The sequence below is a fragment of the Moorena sp. SIO3I8 genome, from assembly GCF_010692325.1.
Taxonomy (GTDB): domain Bacteria; phylum Cyanobacteriota; class Cyanobacteriia; order Cyanobacteriales; family Coleofasciculaceae; genus Moorena.
Window position 1 is genome coordinate 1 of the sequence record NZ_JAAHHW010000121.1, and the last position, 20,126, is coordinate 20,126.

Sequence of the window (20,126 nt, forward strand, 5' to 3'; positions counted from 1 at the left end):
CTCTAGACTAGCGAGTCGCCTTCGCTCTAACGCCCTTAGCATTCATCCCTCCAGAACCAGCAAGGATACGTTGCAATTCATCGGGTTTAGAACTTTTACTAAGTGCTACTTCCAAAGAGATCAAGCCAGATTTAACCTGATTCGCTAAAGCTTGTTCCAGGGTCTGCATTCCCAATTTCATACCGGTTTGGATAGCAGAATAAACTTGAGAAGTTTTTCCTTCCCGGATCAGGTTAGAAATAGCTGGTGTCACTACCATGATTTCCTGAGCCATAGTCCTACCAAACTCACCAGGTTTAGGATTTTTCTTCGGTACTAGACATTGACTAAATACTGCAATCAAAGAGTTAGACAGCTGAGCTCGGATTTGAGCTTGCTGTCCAGATGGGAACACATCAATGATCCTGTCTACAGTTTGAGCAGCTGAGTTAGTGTGTAGCGTTGCAAATACCAAGTGACCGGTTTCAGCTGCGGAAATAGCAAGAGCAATTGTTTCCATATCCCGCATTTCACCCACCAAAATCACATCCGGGTCTTCCCGCAGTGCCCCCTTCAAGGCATTGGCAAAGCTCTTGGTATCTTCACCTTTTTGACGTTGGTGAATCAAGCTCTTGATGTTAGGAAACACATATTCTATCGGGTCTTCCACTGTCAGAATATGTTCTGCCCGAGTGCGGTTAATTAAGTCAATCATGGCTGCTAGGGTAGTGGTTTTCCCAGAACCCGTGGGTCCGGTGACCAATACCATTCCCCTTGGTCGTTCACTCATCGACCGCACCACATCCGGTAAACCCAATTTTTCAAAGTTAGGAATCTTGGAAGACAAAGCCCTCAAGCAAGCCGCATAGCAACCCCGTTCTTTGTAAACATTGACACGGAAACGAGCCAACCCCTTGACACCATAGGAACAATCAAGTTCCCAGTTTTGCTCCAATTCCTTACGCTGTGAATTGTTAAGCATACTGAAAATCAATCGCTGACAGGCTTGAGGGTTCAGGGCTTGGTCATCAATGGGTTGGAGTTTACCACTGACGCGGAAGTAGACTGGCGCACCCGCTTGGATGTGCATATCTGACCCCCCCATCTCAATCATCTGCTCCATCAAGTCTTCAATCATCAGTTCCATAATGTTGTCTCCCTTAAAAACCTCAGTAGTCGTTAGTGATTAGTCATTAGTCAAAATAAAATAGCCAATTGTTCAAACAATATACTAATAACTAAATTAATTTTGAAAACGCGGTGTCATACAGTAAGGACAGTCTAGCCACTCCGGCTGTAATTGAGCTGAGCAAGTGACACAGGTTAGAGAACTCTTGCGCTTAGCTTTGAGTTCTGCCTCTAAGCCGGAATCAGTAAAGGTTACTCGTTCCACTTCTTCAAAGGTGGTGTAACCTTCCTTTACCAAATTCAAGCTATAGGCTAATATGGTGATCATCCCTTCCTCTACAGCAGCTTCCTTAATCTCCTCCGTGGGGGCACCTTCGTTGATTAAGGCTTGCAGGTTTTCAGAGATGCGCATAACTTCATAAACACCAACCCGTCCTTTGTAACCAATACCATTACAGGTTTTACAGAGTGTACCTTGTGCCCTAGCTTCAGCAATTTGCTCCGGTGTCAGGGTATTGGCGCGATAGATGGTAATCCCCCCTTCTCTAGAGGATGATAAACCATAGCGCGCTAGTTCCGCAGAACTTGGTTGGTAAGAAATGCGGCAATTGGAACAAACACGCCGCATCAATCGTTGAGCTAACACTCCCAGCAAGGCACCAGAAACCATGAAGGGTTCAACACCCATTTCATCTAAACGAGCGATCGCACCAGCCGCATCATTAGTGTGTAGAGTAGTCAATACTAAGTGACCAGTCAAAGCTGCTTCAATGGCGGTTTTAGCTGTTTCTTTGTCTCGGGTCTCACCCACCAGAATCACGTCCGGGTCTTGGCGCAGAAAAGCTCGTAGAATTGAGGCAAAATCCATGCCTTTTTCCCGGATAACTTGCACTTGGGTAATCCCAGGTAAGGAATACTCAATCGGGTCTTCTGCAGTACTGATATTCACGCCAGGGTCATTACGTTCTGCCAGAATTGAATACAAGGTTGTTGATTTCCCCGATCCCGTTGGACCCGTCACCAAGATTAATCCAAAGGGACGCTTAGCCATTTCCCTGACCAATTCTAAGGTGTCTGGGTCTGTGATCAACTTATCCAACCCCAACTGGGTGGATTCGTTATCTAGGATCCGCAGAACCACCTTTTCCCCATAACGACTGGGCAAGGTATTGACCCGAAAGTCAACTTTCCGCCCCTGGAACATACGCCGAATTTTACCGTCTTGGGGTAAGCGTCTTTCCGCAATGTCGAGATCTGCCATGATTTTGAAACGAGCCGCCACCGCTGTATGTATTCGCTGTGGTAAGGCATCAAAGGCTTGACGCAGTACACCATCTTTGCGATAGCGCACCCGCAACTGATCCTCTTGGGGTTCAATGTGAATGTCAGAAACCCCTTCTTGTAAAGCCTTAGCCAGGATTTTGTTAACCAGGTTGATGATTGGAGCTCCCCCGGCCTCATTCAAAGAAGAATCTAGGTCTGCTTCCGCTTCCTCTGGGGCATCCTGTAAACTCTCAAATGAGCCTAAATTCTCTAAATCCTCCTTTACATCTACGGATTTTTGTTGATCTAATTGCTTTTGCCGTGCCAACTGATCGTCAAGATACTGACTAATGATTTGCTGATAGTCTTCTTTAGTGATTACCATCCGTTGCCACTTGATTCCCTGAGGTCGTAGAATCCGATTCAAATCATCCTGGGCTTCTAGATCATCAGGAGAAACCATTGCCACCAAAACCGATGGCGGCTCAGTTTCATGCTTAGATATCGGGAGCAGGTGATAGCGACGGCAAATATCAATAGGAATCAGGGTTTCGATCAAGCCACCGACTTGCTGAGTAGAAATATCACTAATTTCGGGATCTAGAGACTCAACACCAAAAAGAACTTTCAGTTCAAACAACTGCTGTTTCTTGTATTGGCGGATCAAGTCCGGTGGTAACTGACGTCCGGTCATTGCTTCGATGACTTCCGTCAGGGGTCTTCCGGACTTGCGAGTTTCCAGCCAAGCTTCCTGCATCTGGTCAGCATTAACGTAACCAGCCTGAATCAGTTTATTGCCAAAGGGAGAAAAATCGTTACGGACTACTAGGGCGCGTCGTTGAGATGAGGAGTAAGTCATGACGGAATAGGAAGTCTCCTTACTTTACACAGTATTCCCAAAAGCCTTATGTTAAATAACATAGGAGTGGCAGCCACTCCCTTATTTTTACGTTTTAGTTAGATTGACGGACTCGGATAATTTGTCGTAGCTAAATATCACATTATACATCATAAAAACTCAGCAAACTCATTCGCTGTATAATTATTATCAACCCCTAATCCATCAAGGTGGTTCACAATCTCAGATGCTAGATTTTGATTAATGACTGATTTAGCCACAACATTCAACTATGCAACAAGACCAGCAAAAGTATGCAACAAGACCAGGCAACGGAAGTAGCGCCATCAAGGACAGTCCGTGGAAAAACCACAGTCGGTGGGCAAGTAAGGGTACAGGCCATAAGGATCTGATCGGCGACCCTGTCCTTGACCAGCATTTTTGCTGACGGAGGGCTTGGAAGACCAGACAGTTGAGGTAAGTAGTCTGAGGTCGCAACAACTCTCAATGAGCTTATAAACCCATGGTATAGTCGTTAGACTTAACTAGGTTAGTTTACAAAATTTGCTGGAAAATTGGTTGGCTAGTAAGAAATTATAGATAAACTAGCAGTCTATTGAATTGGGATGAGTGGAGCATGATTGACGAAGCAAAACAGTCAGATAACACTTCGCAGCAGACAAATGAAGAGTCCACCACGGTACTCGAAGATAATCTTCAGGCGGAAGCGGTAGCCGTAGCCTCTGACTCAGAGGTCAACCCAACAGCCGCACAACCAACTGAATCCCCTGCTGCTGAAGCATCTGAGTCAGGGCCCAACGACCAAGAAGCCCAGACCGAGGTAGCTCAAGCAGCAACAACCGATGAATCCCCTACCGAGGACGATTCCAAAATTATAGAAACCATCAAGCAGGAAAATGAGGCTCTGAAAGCTCAACTAGAAGAGCGAACTCAGCAATGTGACTCCTTTAAATCTCAATACATCCGGATTGCGGCAGATTTTGAGAACTTCCGCAAACGGTCAGCTAAAGAAAAAGAAGACTTGGAACATCAAGTTAAAGGAAACACCATCACGGAGTTATTGTCAGTAGTAGATAATTTTGAACGGGCGCGTACCCAAATTAAGCCTCAAAATGATGGGGAAATGTCGATTCACAAAAGCTATCAAGGTGTTTATAAACAGCTGGTAGACAGTCTCAAGCGCCTTGGGGTTGCTGCGATGCGACCAGAAGGGAAAGAGTTTGACCCCAATCTCCACGAAGCGGTTATGCGAGAACCAACGGATGAATATCCAGAAGGAGTGGTGATAGAACAGCTAATGCGGGGTTATTTCCTTGGGGAGCGGGTGCTACGTCACGCTATGGTGAAAGTAGCTGCTGCGGTAGAACCACAGGAAACCTCGGAAGCTCAGAAGTCTGCTGAGCCAGAAAATTAGCTGCCATTGATTGGTTAAGCTTCCTTTGGTGTCAGTCTGAGATCATCCTACCAAAAGGGACTTAGCACCAAGGGAAGTTCTATTATTTTGACCAACTCAACAAAAAATCAAAGTAAAATAACTTAACATAACCTTTAACCCGCAACCCTATGGGAAAAGTTATTGGCATCGACCTAGGCACAACCAATAGTTGTGTTGCTGTCTTAGAAGGAGGTAAACCCATAGTCATTTCGAGCTCGGAAGGTGGGCGAACCACACCGAGTATTGTCGGATTTGGCAAATCAGGGGAGCACCTAGTGGGTCAACTGGCCAAGCGTCAAGCAGTGACCAATGCGGAAAACAGTGTCTACAGTATCAAGCGCTTTATCGGACGTCGTTGGGATGAAACCGCTACAGAGCGTTCCCGTGTCCCCTATACCTGTGTTAAGGGTCGTGATGAGACCGTAGATGTCAAGATTCGGCGTCGAGATTACACCCCTCAGGAAATCTCGGCCATGATCTTACAAAAGCTCAAGGCTGATGCTGAAACCTTTCTTGGGGAACCAGTAACTCAAGCCGTGATCACAGTTCCTGCCTACTTTACCGATGCTCAACGACAAGCCACCAAGGATGGGGGTACCATTGCTGGCTTGGAAGTGTTGCGCATTATAAACGAACCGACTGCTGCTGCTCTTGCCTATGGCTTAGATAAGCTGGATCAAGACCAGCTGATCTTGGTGTTTGACTTGGGGGGTGGTACCTTTGATGTCTCAGTTCTGCAACTGGGGAATGGGGTCTTTGAAGTAAAGGCAACCTCTGGTAACAATCATTTGGGGGGAGATGACTTCGATAATGTGATTGTCCGCTGGATGGTGGAAAACTTTAAAGCCAAAGAGGGCATCAATCTCACCCAAGACAAAATGGCTCTTCAGCGTTTGCGAGAGGCAGCGGAAAAGGCAAAAATTGAACTGTCTAGCATGGTAGCCACCCCCATCAACTTGCCGTTCATTACTGCTGATGAAACAGGACCAAAACACTTAGAGATGGAGTTGTCCCGGGCTAAGTTTGAAGAACTATCCAGGGACATGATTAACGCAACTATAGAACCGGTAAAGCAGGCGCTCAAAGATAGTGACCTCAAGCCAGAGGAGATTGACCGGATTTTGCTGGTAGGGGGTTCGACCCGTATCCCGGCGGTGCAGGATGCTATTAAAAGGTTTTTTAATGGTAAGGCTACCGATCGTTCGGTTAACCCCGATGAAGCTGTGGCATTGGGAGCAGCAATTCAGGCTGGTGTTTTGGGCGGGGAAGTCGAAGATGTCCTGCTACTGGATGTTACTCCCCTGTCCCTGGGTATAGAAACCTTAGGGGAAGTGTTCACCAAAATTATCGAGCGCAATACTACTATCCCTACCAGTAAGTCCCAGGTATTTTCCACCGCTACCGATGGACAAACCTCCGTAGAAATCCATGTATTGCAGGGGGAGCGGGCAATGGCTAGAGATAACAAAAGCCTGGGAAAATTCCTGCTGACTGGTATTCCCCCAGCTCCCCGTGGTGTACCTCAAATTGAAGTCACCTTTGAAATCGATGTCAACGGCATTCTTAAAGTCGCTGCCACTGATCGAGGAACTGGGAAAGAGCAAAGTATTGTGATTACCAATACGGGGGGATTAAGTCCAGCGGAGGTGGAACGGATGCGCCGTGAGGCAGAAGACTATGCTGACCAAGACCGCCGTCGCATGGAATTGATCCAACTCAAAAACCAAGCCGATGGCTTACTATATAACTATGAATCTACCATCAAAGACCATGGGGAATTGATTAGCACTAACCTTCAGGCTCAAGGACTCAAGGAGCAAGCAGATCAACAAAAGCAGCACCTAGATACCATAATGACAAACCCCTCAATTGAGGTCGAGGAGGTGAAAGAAGCTATTGAAACTTTGCAGAAAACTGTCTTGGAAATTGGGGGTATCATTTACGCCAGTGCTAGCCTTGGGTCAGACCCGGAATTTATCACCTCTGACGAAACAGCTCAAGAGTCAAATTCCAACGACTCCACCCAAATAGCACCGGATGCTCTAGGAGAATTTGTGGTTGATTTTGAGGATGAGACCTTAGAGGTGGATGTTGACTACGAAGCAGTTGATTACGGCAACAGCTCCCTAAAAGATAGATAATTTCACTCGCTGCTTTGACTAGCTCAAGCCGACCTTGACATTATGGTCATATAAGCAGGTGGCAATCAGCTGATTTTTTTGATAGACAATGATATAGGATGCAGGTAATGCTGGAATGCGCTCTTTGTGCTTTTATAGCAATAACCTGAGGAATAACAAGAGCCCCCACTATATAAATGGAAGACCGATCAGCGCTCTATGGCTGACTATTATGATCTGCTTGGTGTCTCTCGTGATGCCGACAAAGATGAAATTAAACGTGCTTACCGTCGCTTGGCACGGAAGTACCACCCAGATGTTAACAAAGAACCAGGAGCTGAAGAGCGCTTTAAGGAAATTAACCGGGCTTACGAAGTCCTATCAGAACCAGAAACTCGAGCAAGATATGACCGTTTTGGGGAAGCTGGTGTTTCCTCAGCTGCGGGAGCAGGCTACTCAGATTTTGGGGATATGGGCTTTGCTGATATTTTTGAAAGCTTCTTCAGCGGCTTTGCTGGTGGTATGGGTCAGCAAACTGGTCGTCGGCGTAGTGGTCCGGTGCGTGGTGACGACCTCCGACTAGACTTGAAGCTGGCTTTCAAGGAAGCTATATTCGGTGGTGAAAAGGAAATCCGAATTCCTCACCTAGAAACCTGTAAAGTCTGTAACGGCACAGGGGCAAAGCCAGGAACTCGACCCCGCACTTGCCCAACCTGTAACGGTACAGGTCAAGTACGGCGTGCTACTCGTACCCCCTTTGGTAGTTTCACCCAAGTCTCAGTCTGTCCTACGTGTAACGGTGAAGGGCAAATCATTGAGGATAAGTGTGAAGCCTGTGGTGGTGCTGGTCGTAAACAAGAAACCAAAAAGCTTAAAATCACCATTCCAGCAGGAGTGGATAATGGTACCAGGCTACGGGTTTCTAAAGAAGGAGATGCTGGATTACGTGCTGGTCCACCAGGAGACCTATACGTTTATCTATTTGTAAACGAAGACAGCAAGTTTCAGCGGGATGGTATTAACATTCTGTCTGAAATGAAAATTAGCTATTTACAAGCCATATTAGGCTGTCTTATCGAAGCAGAGACAGTGGACGGTCCACAGGAATTAACTATTCCACCCGGTACCCAGCCCCATACGGTATTAACTTTAGACAATCACGGTGTCCCCAAATTGGGCAACCCAGTCAGTCGGGGCGATCACCTAATCACCATTTTGGTAGATATCCCCACTCGAATTACCGCTGACGAAAGGGAATTGCTAGAGAAGCTAGCGAATATTAAGGGAGAGCGCACTGGCAAAGGTGGTATAGAAGGATTCTTGGGAGGGTTGTTTGGCTCATGAGTGAACTAGCATCTTCCGCGATGAGTTCATTACCGGATGATCAGCTGGATCTGCGCGGCACCCCTTGCCCGATTAACTTTGTTCGCACTAAACTCTATCTGGAGAAAATGGCTCCAGGTGCCCTATTAGAAGTGTGGCTCGACCCGGGAGAACCAATAGAACAGGTTCCTGATAGTCTGACTATGGAGGGTTACCCCATAGAGGGCGTTGAAGAACGCGATCGCTATTTTGCTCTGAAGGTGCGTCGTCCACACCAGCATCTTCATGATTGAATTAGAATACACTAATTCATCAAACTTGTCAACCCCTTGGCTGGGTACCGTGCTGGCGGTTCAGGCAAATTTCTATCAGGTGCGTTTAGATCAGTTGAAGGTTGACAAGTTGGAGGTTGTAGGTTGTGAAGATAACCTTCAAGCAAATAACCTACAACCTTCAAACCTCTTATGTACCCGTAGAGCCCGGTTAAAAAAAATTGGCCAGCAGGTGATGGTGGGAGACCGGGTTGTAGTAGATGAACCTGACTGGGCTGGTGGACGAGGGGTGATTGCTGAAGTGCTACCCCGCACAACCCAGCTCGACCGCCCACCAATCGCCAATGCTCAGCAAATTCTGGTGGTTTTTGCTCTGGAAGAACCGACCCTGGATGCTTATCAGCTGAGTCGGTTTTTGGTGAAGGCAGAATCTACTGGTTTCAAGGTATGTTTGTGTCTGAATAAACGTGATTTAGTAACACAACAGCAACAGCAGCATTGGCAACAGCGTCTGGAAGCATGGGGTTATCAGCCAGTCTTGATCAGTGTTCATAATGGTACTTGTTTAGCACAACTGACTGACCTGTTGAGTCAGACAATTAGCGTTATGGCTGGTCTTTCCGGTGTCGGTAAATCCAGTCTAATTAATTATCTGATTCCAGCAACAAGGGTGCGGGTGGCAGAAGTGACTGGTAAACTGGGTCGAGGACGCCACACCACTAGGCACGTGGAATTATTTGAGTTGCCTAGAGGTGGTTTTTTGGCAGATACCCCCGGATTCAATCAGCCTGACTTGACTTGTACTCCGGAGGATTTAATCCATTACTTTCCAGAAGCAAGAGAGCGTTTAGCCCAACACCGCTGTCAATTCAGTAATTGCCTACATCGGAATGAGCCAAACTGTGCTGTGCGAGGAGACTGGGAACGGTACCAGCATTATCTGGATTTTTTAGCAGAAGTGATTGCACGACAAGAGGCTTTGAACCAAAAAGCTGATATAGAATCCACTATGAAGTTAAAAATTAAAGCTTCTGGTCGGCGTCAATACGAACCCAAGCTAGAAACAAAAAAATACCGCCGTCGCTCCCGCCGTACTCAGCACCAGACCCTAGATGAACTTTATGACGATATGAATGAAGGATGAAGTATGAATACTTCATCCTTCAACCGTTTAAGTTCTCCGTTTAACTTCTAAGGCTAACCCCAAATTTTTCCTCTAGGGCTTCTCGCACTTTCTGATGCACTGGCTCGACTTCTGCATCAGTAAGAGTGCGATCGCTAGCACGGTAGATTAGCCGAAATGCCAAACTTCTCTGTGCCTCAGGAACAGACTCCCCTTTATATTCATCAAACAATTGCACTGACTCCAACAAATTCCCCGCAGCTTTCCGGGTTGAACGTTCGATTTCTGCCACAGAGACTTGTAGTGGGGCAAAGAACGCAATATCCCGGTCAATGGCTGGGTAGGTGGAATAGACTTGGAACCGGGGAGTAAGAATTTCATCGCGATCAAGAGCTTCTAGAATTAGATCCAAGTCCAAATCAAATACATAAACCTGATCGGGAAAACCTCTTTCTGAGCGTAGCTGGGGGTGCAACTGCCCAAATTTTCCTAATTTCTCACCTTGCAACCACAAGGATGCAGTGCGTCCTGGGTGAAGACGGGGATCGCTGTGGTCTGGTTGGTATTCTACTGTCAGACCGCAACGGGAAAACACTCTCTCTAGTACTCCCTTAGCCTCATACCAGGTCATGGGTTCGGAACGCCCTCCCGTGACCCAGTTACCTTGGGTGATATTTCCCCCTAAAATCCCGGCAATAGCATCAGCTTCTGCGAAACCCTCTTCTGCTCGCCAGAAGATCCGACCAATTTCAAAACCGTTGAGTACACCATTGCCTTGCTCGATATTGTACTGACAGGCATCAATAAGCCCTGATAGTAAATCCGTGCGTAGGGATGAGTATTCTGTAAACAGGGGATTATCGAGACGAATTTGGGTCTGTTCCTCTGGCTTTACCAAGGAATACTGGACTAATTCAGTCAACCCAACTGCACGGAATTGCGATCGCAGTTTTCGCTTTAAAAATTCCTCAGCAGAGAGATAACCTGGTTCAGTTTTGTCTGGTAAGCTATCACAGAAGTTGTCATAGCCGTAGAGACGGGCAATTTCCTCAATTAAATCAATTTCCCGCTCTAAATCCCGGTAGCGGTAGGGGGGTACAGTCACTTTCCATTGGGCAGAATCCTGGGATGCTATCGGTTGTAGTTGACATCCGAGGGCAGTCAGGATTCTTTCCACATCTTCTGGCAGGATTTCCCCAAGCTCCTCTCCCTGATGAACTGGTCCTAAAATCTGATTGACACGGTCAAGACGTAACTCAATGGAACGTGCCCAAGTAGAGGGGTCAGGGCGCTGGTCAGCAATACTCTGGGTTGTGGGGGTACCACCAGCTAACTCAGTAATTAATGCGATCGCTCTTTTACAAGCAATATCCAATTCTGCTTTATTGACACCACGCTCATAACGGGTAGATGATTCTGTCCGTATGCTTTGACTACGGGAAGAACGACGAACAGTCACTGGATCAAACAGTGCTGCTTCCAAAACAATACTTTGGGTGTTGTCGTTGACTTCTGTGGCTTCCCCACCCATAACCCCAGCCATCGCAACGGGTTGGTCGTTAGCTGTGATCAGTAACGCTTGTGGTTCCAGGGAACGGGTTTGACCATCAAGAGTAGTCAGGGATTCCCCACTCTTAGCAAAGCGGACACCAATGGTCAGGTTTTCGACCCCAGCAACAGCTTGCAAGCGTTCCCGGTCAAAGGCATGGAGAGGCTGACCCCATTCCAAGAGAATGTAATTAGTGACATCCACTACATTATTAATCGGTCGTACTCCAGCGGCTTCCAAGCGCTGTTGTAACCAATCCGGAGAAGGAGCAATCTTAACCCCTTCAATCACAGTGCCAATATAGGCGGGACAAGCTTTGGGTTCAGATACTTTCAAGGTCAAGGCATCGGATTTTTTTGGAATAGACACCTCAACAGTTTCTGGCAAGGTTAATGATGCCCCAGTTAAGGCCACTACTTCTCTGGCCACGCCCACCATACTTAGAGCATCCGCCCGATTAGCTGTAGAGGTAACATCAAGAATGGTATCGGTTAACCCCAGTAAAGGACGAGCATCACTGCCTAGGGGTATAGTTTCTCCCTCGAAAATATGAATGCCAGCGGATTCCTTGGCCAAGCCCACTTCTGCTAGGGAACAAATCATCCCTTCTGAGCGAACACCGCGCAGTTTTGAGGCGCGAATTTTCAAATCAATAGTTGGTAGGTAGGTTCCGATGGTGGCGACCGGCACGTAAATGTCTGGTCGGACATTGGACGCACCACAAACAATATTCAATGGGTCACTGCCACCAATATCCACTTGACAGACCCGAAGCTTATTTGCATTAGGGTGAGGCTCTACCTCCAGAACCTTGCCAATCACCACGCCATCGGCCAGGTTTCCCTGGTCTTCAATATCTTCTACCTCAAACCCAGCCATAGTTAGGGTTTGAGCTAGCTCTTCTGGTTTCAGAGTTACTTCTACTAGTTCTCGCAGCCAGTTTAACGATATACGCATGGACTCCTAAATTTTTTTGCTGAACTCTAATATAAGGTAATAAATAAGGTGCAAGTTGCCCGTTACTTCCACCGTAAGCATATGCGCTACGCGCACGCGTGCGCGTTCAGCAGTCAGCGGTCAGCCGTGAGCTTTAGGCTCACGCTGCTTGAGGTGCTTATTTTATTCAAAAGCTGTTCGCTTAGCGTGGCCAAAGACCAATGGCACCTCAAGTAGCGTGCGCATAAGCTGATAGCTGATAGCTGATAGCTGATAGCTGATAGCTGATAGCTGATAGCTGATAGCTGATAGCTTACCTTCCACGAAAACATTTTTCTATTGTGATGGGTCTAACCCCTTAACGCTTGACAAAAGTACACTATCTATGGTCAATGCTAAATAAACGCTCTAAAATATAGGTAGCTTCATATACGTTTTACTTTAATCACCCTTTACTTAACTCAAAATTGTCCTTTGTACCCTTAGGTGGATACAAAAAATAAGGTATCCTGGTTGAGGATCAGGTTTCACCGGAATAGTTGTCTAACTAAGGGGGTAGTAAGAGGCATTTTGCATAAAATAAAGAAAAGTAAAAGACTATAAATCATCTTTCCTGCTCAGGTGCTCCGAGCAAAAGTTTTAGTTCCAGTATGGGCAAAGGAACATCAGTAAGGCTGAATGAGCTACTGTCTAAATCCTACCTGCACTCAGGCAAAAAACCCAGAACACGCCGACTTTTGTCAGGCGTGCAGTTCTAAATTATTATTAGTTGACCGCTATCGTGTGATAAAACCACTCGGTCAAGGCGGATTTGGAGCAACTTTCTTAGCAACAGATCAATCCTTGCCCGGTAAGCCGACCCGTGTAATCAAACAACTCCGCCCAAGCGCCAAAGGCTCAGAGATTTCACCGATGGCAAGGGATCTGTTTGAGCGAGAAGCCCGAACCTTGGGAGAAATAGGGAATCATCCCCAATTCCCACAGTTATTCGATTACTTTCAAGACAATGAGCATTTTTATCTGGTTCAGGAATACATTAGCGGTTTGACACTGCAACAGCAAGTCAGACGGTCTGGTTCATTCTCGGAAGAGGGAGTTAAACAATTTTTAAGTGAAATTCTACCACTCCTGCAATATATTCATCAGAAAAACGTAATTCACCGGGACATTAAACCAGCGAATATAATTCGTCGTGACCAAGACCGCAAACTGGTACTGATTGATTTTGGGGCTGTGAAAAACAGCCAAACCAATCCCTCCAATTCCTCAGACACAGTATTGACCAACTATGCCATAGGAACTCCAGGCTTTGCCCCTCCTGAACAAATGGCATTGCGACCTGTAATTGCTAGCGATATCTATGCAGTGGGGGTTACTTGCCTTTATCTGTTGACGGGTAAATCTCCCAAAGACCTCGATTATAATCCTTCAACCGGAGAAATAGTCTGGCAGACTAATGTCAACGTTAGTGACCACTTTGCTAAGGTTTTAAGAAAAATGCTGGAGTCTTCTGTCCGTTATCGCTATCAGTGCTCAGAAGACATCCTGAGAGCTCTTGACCTAGAGCCATATCTGGAGAGTTTAAACAAAAGCTTAGTGTCGCAACGGATGGATGACGCTAATTCTCACTTCAACTCAGAGAATTTGGGTCCTGTGAATGGTTATTCATCCCCGTCGTCAGTTCAATCCCGAAGAATGGCAGAGCAAATTAGAGAATGGCGGGAGCGTCGGGGATTGAGCAATGGTCGAAGATCAGAACCTAAAAACGGTGGAGGTTTTACCAACAGGGATTCTACAGCTGTGAGCGGTAGTAGGAATAGCATTACAGGCAAGTCGAAGGGTAATGGCAAGTTGGAGGCGGAAACGTTATTAAAAGCTTACGGCTCTGGCAGAAGAGACTTTGCGGCTAAAGATTTGAGGGGACTTAACCTTAATAATGCCCAGTTATCTGGGATAATTTTCCGCCAGGGCAAACTGTTAAATATTAGTTTGAAGGGAGCGGATTTATCTAGTGCTAATTTTGGTGAAGCGAATCTCCATCAAGCCGACTTACGCAATGCCAATTTGGGTCGAGCTTACCTGAAAAAAGCTATTTTGGCAGGAGCAGACTTGCGTGGGGCAAATCTTAGTTATGCTCATCTCGAAAATGCTAATCTACGGGGAGCAAATTTGTGTGGAGCCAATCTTGCTAATGCTAAAATTACTAAGGAACAGTTGGCTCAAGCTAAGACTAATTGGACAACAGTACTTCCTACTGGGAAGCGGGGGTTTTGGTAATATAGCGAAGGGAGTAGGGAGTCGGAACCCACCCCTAACCCCTCCCAGGAGGGGAACGGGAATCGGGAGTCGGAACCCACCCCTAACCCCTCCCAGGAGGGGAACGGGAATCGGGAGTCGGAACCCACCCCTAACCCCTCCCAGGAGGGGAACGGGAGTCGGGAGTCGGGAGTCGGGAGAAAGAGATGGGATTATTTTTTGGTGTTATGAGAAATCAGCAATTTTAATAATAAATTGTCTAGCTTACGGTCGGGTGCAGTGATTGGTTAAACTTTTTTGGTGGTTCAGTAGCGGTCATGAGTTATTTGAGTACATTTGTCATGGAAATTTGACATGCTCCCAACACACCCTACAAAATTAGCGATTGGCCGTAGGCCACGCTACGCGATGAAGCGTTCGCAAAGCGTGGCCAACGGCCTCAGCTTCCGCTAAAAGCGATTAGCCCGAAGGGCGTTGGCTAGCGAACGCACTAATCTTAGATTGCATCAGTACTTGTGTTTGATTGCTCAACTTGCTGCTGATGTATCAAGATAGGCAAGCAACAAAGCCTCAATGTAAGGCACCAGAGATATGACATCAATGGACTCCTAAACTCACCATCCCGAATCAAACCATGAGCCATACGATTTCTTAAGTTACTACCAGCATGTTCAACCAGTAAACATTTCAAGTCAAATAGCGTATTTTCCTCAAAAATAGAGGTTATCTCTGAATGAGCAAGACTCTTGCTCAAACTAAATTCATCCTGAATACCGTTGTCGTCCAACTTAGAAGTAATGATGCCTCTTTGCCACATGATATAACGGATAGAGTTTTCAATTTGGGGAATTAGGATGTGGGTAGATGTGAAAAAGTCTCCAGTAAGTCCAGCATACAGCCCCTTTGCAAACAGGTACTCACGCTCAGGGGGAATAAATGGACTATTGGAAACGATGAAGAGAATATCGTTAAGTCGCACACAATGCTCTAAATTAATCTGATATCTGGCAGGTTCAATATATGCTTGAGCTTGTAGCTTATAATAGTCAATGGCTTTCCGACACATATAAAAATTGGTTGCAGCCTCCGCTTTTTTAGGATTACTGGAGAAAACAGAATCTGGTTGATTAGCAACAGTTTTGCCCATTTCATTTATGATGACATTAGGGACAAGATGAGATCCTAAAGACTTATGAGCGTCCTGCTGTACTTCTTGTTTCAATTTAGAGACATTAGTTGGAACAGCTAAAACAGACAAAGCTAATAGTGCCTCTTTAAAGTCTTTGTCCCTAACCCAATTTATGGCTTCCTCTACGACCTTGCTAATATCCATTTTATGAGAAATGGTCATCATCTCGTTGCGACTTTTTTCTTGGTACTGAAGAAGCAGCCTGTGAAGTTCCTCGGCTCTTGCTTTGGCATCCACAGTTTCTTCCTTTGTGCCTCGAATGCTTCTAAAGGCTTTAACAGCTTGTTCTAAAAAGTGTGATGCGACCATGTAGCTTTGTGGAGTTCTTTTAACAGCAGAGTCGGCTTCCTTGAAATAAGTCTCAGCGGCTGACATTGAAGCAGCACGCTCTTTGCTGTAGTCTTTATCCATACAATGCCATACTGCTTTAATACTCCAGAATCTTCTTGCTATTTCCCAATTATAAATTGATTCTGCTAAAGTTGCTGCTTTTTCAGCAAGGGCTGCATATTTGGCTGGTTCTCCACATTTATGTTCCTGCAATAGCTCCATTAATTGTATAGATGGCCACAAATAGTCTTCCCCTTCATAGCATTCAAGAACTGCTTCTATATGTTGAAAAACAACTTTTTTATTATTTTTAAATTGGCGTTCGAGCCGAAATGCTCGTTCTATTCTCTCCAAATAATGATGCCAATTCTTAGAGCTTTCTAACGTAGTTGCTGATTCTAAGTAAGCGGTAATTGACAACTGAGCCATTGGATGGTCACGTCGTCTGACCCAAAGAATATCTGCTACTCGCGCTTTAAGTTCATGATCTGATATTTCAGGTGCGATTTCAGCAATAAAATTTAGCTGCTCTTCTGTAAGATTTTTAAACCTATCAGCAAACAACTTTTCGTTGCATTCTGGATTAATTGGAGCGTTAGTCACGACTGCCAGAATTTCAAAAACAGCTTGTTCTCTAAAATTTCCTGATTCTTGCGCCTCTTGGACTTTTTTCCAAAAAGCACGCCCATAGGTGCGACAATCCTTCCGTTCGCTGCTGTTCACTATATCTTGCCAGCAAGTGTTAGTGAAATCATTTTTTGTAAGAGGTTGGTTCAATTCTGACATAGTGCTAATTCATTCTTTTTTTTATAATTTGCCAAATTTTTCTTAAATTAGCTTAAGCATAAATACTTAAAAATAAAGTTTAAAGGACGATCCCACAAGTCACTTAAGCCATCGAATTAGTAATTATTATACTAAAAATATTTGATAATACTATATCAGTATGATAAGGTTTACCTTATAGAGCTATTGATTAAGTTTAAACTAAAAATCATAATTTATTTGCTATTTCCCATAACTTCAGTTTTCGATAACATCTCTACAAAAATCTTGAATATTCTCTCTATCATGCTGCTCTTTATAGTTGACTAATATTTCATAGATTATTTGCTCAGTATTTTTCCTACCCTGAGGAGGTATCAAGTCGCTCATTGTTGTTATGATTTGCTGACTAGATTACCGAGAACACAAGGATTAGGGCTGGTGTGAAATTTTTTGCGATTAGCCCGAAGGGCTACGCTACGCGAACGCATATAGCCTAATCCAGGATATATTCTTTTTTTGAAAGTTATGTTACTATTCTAGTAGGTTAGGTGTTAAGCCCTAATCAGTGATTCTGCGGGAAGTTTACTGAAAGTGGTTGGTTTATCTGGTTTAATTGCCTTAACAGCCACAAAAGCTTCAGATTTTTCAGTCTGTTGATAAAGACTCCAGAAGCAATAATCGAGCTAAGAGTCATTGAAGTATCAAACAACAGTATCGAGTCATAGATATTGACGTAGAGTCTAAAGGTGGTGCGTTACGGGGCGGGCTCTCCAAACACTGGTGACTGTGAAAATGAGGGCAAGCCCGCCCCTAATGCACCCTACATGCGGGTGCATGTCAGTTTTGTTAAGCCCTGATTCAGATCCCCCTAAATCCCCCTTAATAAGGGGGACTTTTGAATCTAATTCCCCCCTTTTTTAAGGGGGGTTAGGGGGGATCTATGTACCTAATTTCAAAAGTGACATGCTCCCCTACATGCTTACCCAAACTGTTCAATCAGATGATCGCCCACCCTTAGAGCATTAGCAATAATGGTTAAAGCTGGGCTAACACTGGCATTGGATGGAAAGAAACTGCCATCGACTACGTAAAGATTTTCCACATCATGAGTGCGGCAGTTGCGATCGAGCACAGTAGTAGCAGGATCGTCCCCAAAACGGCAGGTGCCACACTGATTTGCCATTACTTGAATCGGCACTTCCCCACGAGGATATATTTTACCGCTCTGAAAACTATCCAGACGTTTTTCAATAACTTTTAGTACCTCAGTCAAGCGATAAATCAGGCGATCGTGCGCTTCGATATTATTGGGAGTGTAGTCAATATACAACTTGTTTCCATCAATTCGTACTCGATTATTGGGATCGGGCAAATCCTCCGTCTGCACCCACCAGCCAATGGAACGAGTAGCTAACTGCTTCAGTCCAAATCCTGGCATAAATTTTGCCAGAACCGATAACAGTGGTGGTGCTTCAGCAAAAATAATATCTGTCAGCAATCCACCGGAATTTTGAATGTGACCCATTGGGTAAGGAAAATCGGGATCACCCCAATAAAAATCATTGAGATAAATACTTCTTTGAAAAGCACCTGAATTGGGCTTAGTGCTCAGTTGCACTACAGCAGTCATTAGGCTTTTCATCAAATTCCGTCCCACTTGCCCCGAACTGTTAGCAAGTCCTTGGGGGTGTCGATCATTAGCAGAGTGTAATAGCAATGCTGCTGAATTCACGGCACCACAAGCAACCACGACAATCTCCCCCATAAACAAGTAGGATTGTCCGGCAATTTCGGCTTCGACTGCTTTAACTACTAAACCTGAGGGGTTAGTGTGCAAACAGACCACTTTCGCATTGGTTTTTAAGGTCACGTTCGGATGTGTCAAAGCTGGCACAATTCCGCTGACCTCGGAATCATTGGTTGGGTCGTCGTCTTGGCGCGTCAGTCCTAACGGTAGGTAAGATGGATGCAGACCTTGCTGAGCGATCGCATTGTAAATTTCCGCAATTTGAGGCTCTTGGGGGATTGCTTCAAAGGGATAGTCTTGACTATGAAATGGCTCGGTGGGATCGCTGGTTGCCTGACCGTGAACTTTATAAAGCTGTTCCGCTTGAGTGTAGTAGGGTTCAAAGTCGGAATATTTCAAACACCACTCCGGCGACACTCCCTCTTGATGTTGCACTTTTTCAAAATCCCGCTCCCGCAGTCGTAGCAATGCTGCACCATAGATTTTAGTATTGCCACCGATAGCGTAATTCATTTGGGGGAAAAAGGGTTCTTCAGCAGTGTCATACCAAATTTCAGGAGCGTGATAGCGTTCTCGCTTAAAAATATCGACATTACTGCGATTTTGCTCTTCTAGAGGCATAAAATCCCCTCGTTCTAGGATGAGAATTTTCTTCCCCGTTGGCGCAAGTTTATAGGCTAAGGTTCCGCCGCCAGCCCCTGTGCCAATAATAATAAAGTCGTAGTATTGGTCGTCGATAATCATAGTAAAAGTCCGAAGTTTGAAGTGGGAAGTCGGAAGTCAGAAGTCAGAAGTCAGAAGTCAGAAGTCAGAAGTCAGCTATGACTAAGTTTCGGAGTTTAGGAATGTCAAACCTCTGAATGTGTAGTGCGCTTGCAGGAGTTCAGGAGTTACAGATGATCACTGACTTGTGATATTTTTGAGGATAGGTGCGTTACTTAATTAACATACCTTAGAAAATTAGCGATTGGCCGTAGGCCACGCTACGCGATCGCACTTTTGGATAGGTGGATTATCTTATGGAAAGCAGGATTTATAGCTCATATCCAAGTGTTAGCAAAACCACTTCTTCCAATTGAGCAACTGTTTTAGGACTCAGGTGCCCCAGTTGTTGAATTAAACGACTTTTGTCAAGCACTCGCATTTGGAAACACAGTGCAACAGAATCTTGAGCTAATCCACCCTCTCCTTGTGCAATTTGAACACAAATTGGTAATGAAGCGCGGCGTTGATTTGTCGTTAGAGGAATTGCAATAATTGTTGTAGAGAACTGGGAAACAATGTCATTTTGAAAAATAATGACAGGACGAATACCTGCTTGCTCAGAACCTTGAGTTGGATTGAGATTAGCTACCCAGATATCCCCACGCTGATATTGATTGGTCATAGCTTATCTTCTTGATCAAGACTTGCGGCATAATCGCTCATTCCCACTTCAGCAAGAGCGCGGTCTTCCTCAGCAAACTCATGAGCAAGGGCTTTTAAATGAGCAGGATCAAGAACAATCCGACGACGTTTATCTTGAAACTTAAGAAATGCAATAAAATCAGCGACTTGCTGAAGTTGTTCAGCAGTAAGTAGATCCAGGTCTTGCTTGATAGCTTCGGTGCTGATTGACATAGCAGTAACTTAGTACAATTATAGGTTAGTGATAGGTTATTCCCCAGAAATGTTGAATCTAGTAGGGCTGATGGCTGATGGCTGATAGCTGATAGCTGATAGCTGATAGCTGATAGCTGATAGCTGATAGCTGATAGCTGATAGCTTACCTCATAACTACGATAAACGCTATCGACAAGTTTAGCTACAAGGCTCAATTGTCCAATCTTTAGGTTTCTCACTTTTATAA

General features: G+C 45.2%; 14 protein-coding genes. 6 read left to right on the top strand and 8 right to left on the bottom strand.

The genetic code is table 11. The features are described 5' to 3' along the window. Positions 1-7 precede the first annotated feature (7 nt). A complete protein-coding gene (locus F6K51_RS29505; protein WP_293026952.1) occupies positions 8-1,126 on the bottom strand; it encodes a type IV pilus twitching motility protein PilT in 1,119 nt (372 codons plus the stop codon). A 96-nt stretch (positions 1,127-1,222) separates the two neighbouring features. Beyond that, the gene (locus F6K51_RS29510; protein ID WP_293026955.1) at positions 1,223-3,229 is read right to left on the bottom strand and encodes a GspE/PulE family protein; all 2,007 of its coding nucleotides are present in this window, start codon (positions 3,227-3,229) and stop codon (positions 1,223-1,225) included. 616 nt (positions 3,230-3,845) lie between these two features. Here F6K51_RS29510 and grpE point away from each other — a divergent pair. The 5 genes from grpE to rsgA all read left to right on the top strand — a co-directional run bounded on the left by grpE (position 3,846) and on the right by rsgA (position 9,523). Continuing rightward, positions 3,846-4,643 (top strand): nucleotide exchange factor GrpE, encoded by a 798-nt coding sequence (gene grpE / locus F6K51_RS29515; RefSeq protein ID WP_293026958.1) that lies wholly within the window; start codon positions 3,846-3,848, stop codon positions 4,641-4,643. A gap of 149 nt (positions 4,644-4,792) precedes the next feature. Continuing rightward, positions 4,793-6,805, top strand: a complete 2,013-nt coding sequence (gene dnaK, locus F6K51_RS29520; RefSeq protein ID WP_293026962.1) for a molecular chaperone DnaK — start codon at positions 4,793-4,795, stop codon at positions 6,803-6,805. Positions 6,806-7,003: 198 nt separating this feature from the next. After that, a complete protein-coding gene (gene dnaJ, locus F6K51_RS29525; RefSeq protein ID WP_293026965.1) occupies positions 7,004-8,128 on the top strand; it encodes a molecular chaperone DnaJ in 1,125 nt (374 codons plus the stop codon). Further along, positions 8,125-8,400, top strand: a complete 276-nt coding sequence (locus tag F6K51_RS29530; protein WP_293026968.1) for a sulfurtransferase TusA family protein — start codon at positions 8,125-8,127, stop codon at positions 8,398-8,400. Before dnaJ ends, F6K51_RS29530 begins: the two co-directional genes overlap by 4 nt. Further along, positions 8,393-9,523, top strand: a complete 1,131-nt coding sequence (rsgA, locus tag F6K51_RS29535) for a small ribosomal subunit biogenesis GTPase RsgA (protein WP_293026972.1) — start codon at positions 8,393-8,395, stop codon at positions 9,521-9,523. Before F6K51_RS29530 ends, rsgA begins: the two co-directional genes overlap by 8 nt. Positions 9,524-9,563: 40 nt before the next feature. On the opposite strand, the gene pheT is transcribed toward rsgA, so the two are convergent. Beyond that, positions 9,564-12,008, bottom strand: coding sequence for a phenylalanine--tRNA ligase subunit beta (pheT, locus tag F6K51_RS29540; RefSeq protein ID WP_293026975.1), 2,445 nt, complete (start codon positions 12,006-12,008; stop codon positions 9,564-9,566). A gap of 657 nt (positions 12,009-12,665) precedes the next feature. On the opposite strand from pheT, the gene F6K51_RS29545 reads away from it, so the two are divergent. After that, positions 12,666-14,264, top strand: a complete 1,599-nt coding sequence (locus F6K51_RS29545; protein WP_075903418.1) for a serine/threonine-protein kinase — start codon at positions 12,666-12,668, stop codon at positions 14,262-14,264. On the opposite strand, the gene F6K51_RS29550 is transcribed toward F6K51_RS29545, so the two are convergent. The 5 genes from F6K51_RS29550 to F6K51_RS29570 form a co-directional block, all read right to left on the bottom strand. Further along, a complete protein-coding gene (locus tag F6K51_RS29550) occupies positions 14,207-14,392 on the bottom strand; it encodes a hypothetical protein (protein WP_293026979.1) in 186 nt (61 codons plus the stop codon). The genes F6K51_RS29545 and F6K51_RS29550 overlap by 58 nt on opposite strands. Before the next feature lie 347 nt (positions 14,393-14,739). Next, positions 14,740-16,548, bottom strand: coding sequence for a DUF4209 domain-containing protein (locus tag F6K51_RS29555; RefSeq protein ID WP_293026982.1), 1,809 nt, complete (start codon positions 16,546-16,548; stop codon positions 14,740-14,742). Between the two features lie 961 nt (positions 16,549-17,509). Continuing rightward, the gene (locus tag F6K51_RS29560; RefSeq protein ID WP_293026985.1) at positions 17,510-19,021 is read right to left on the bottom strand and encodes a GMC family oxidoreductase; all 1,512 of its coding nucleotides are present in this window, start codon (positions 19,019-19,021) and stop codon (positions 17,510-17,512) included. Positions 19,022-19,310: 289 nt separating this feature from the next. After that, the gene (locus F6K51_RS29565; protein ID WP_293026988.1) at positions 19,311-19,664 is read right to left on the bottom strand and encodes a type II toxin-antitoxin system PemK/MazF family toxin; all 354 of its coding nucleotides are present in this window, start codon (positions 19,662-19,664) and stop codon (positions 19,311-19,313) included. Next, on the bottom strand, positions 19,661-19,897 hold the full coding sequence (locus tag F6K51_RS29570) for a hypothetical protein (RefSeq protein ID WP_293026991.1): 237 nt from the start codon (positions 19,895-19,897) through the stop codon (positions 19,661-19,663). The genes F6K51_RS29565 and F6K51_RS29570 overlap by 4 nt, the downstream gene beginning before the upstream one ends. Between the last annotated feature and the right edge of the window lie 229 nt (positions 19,898-20,126).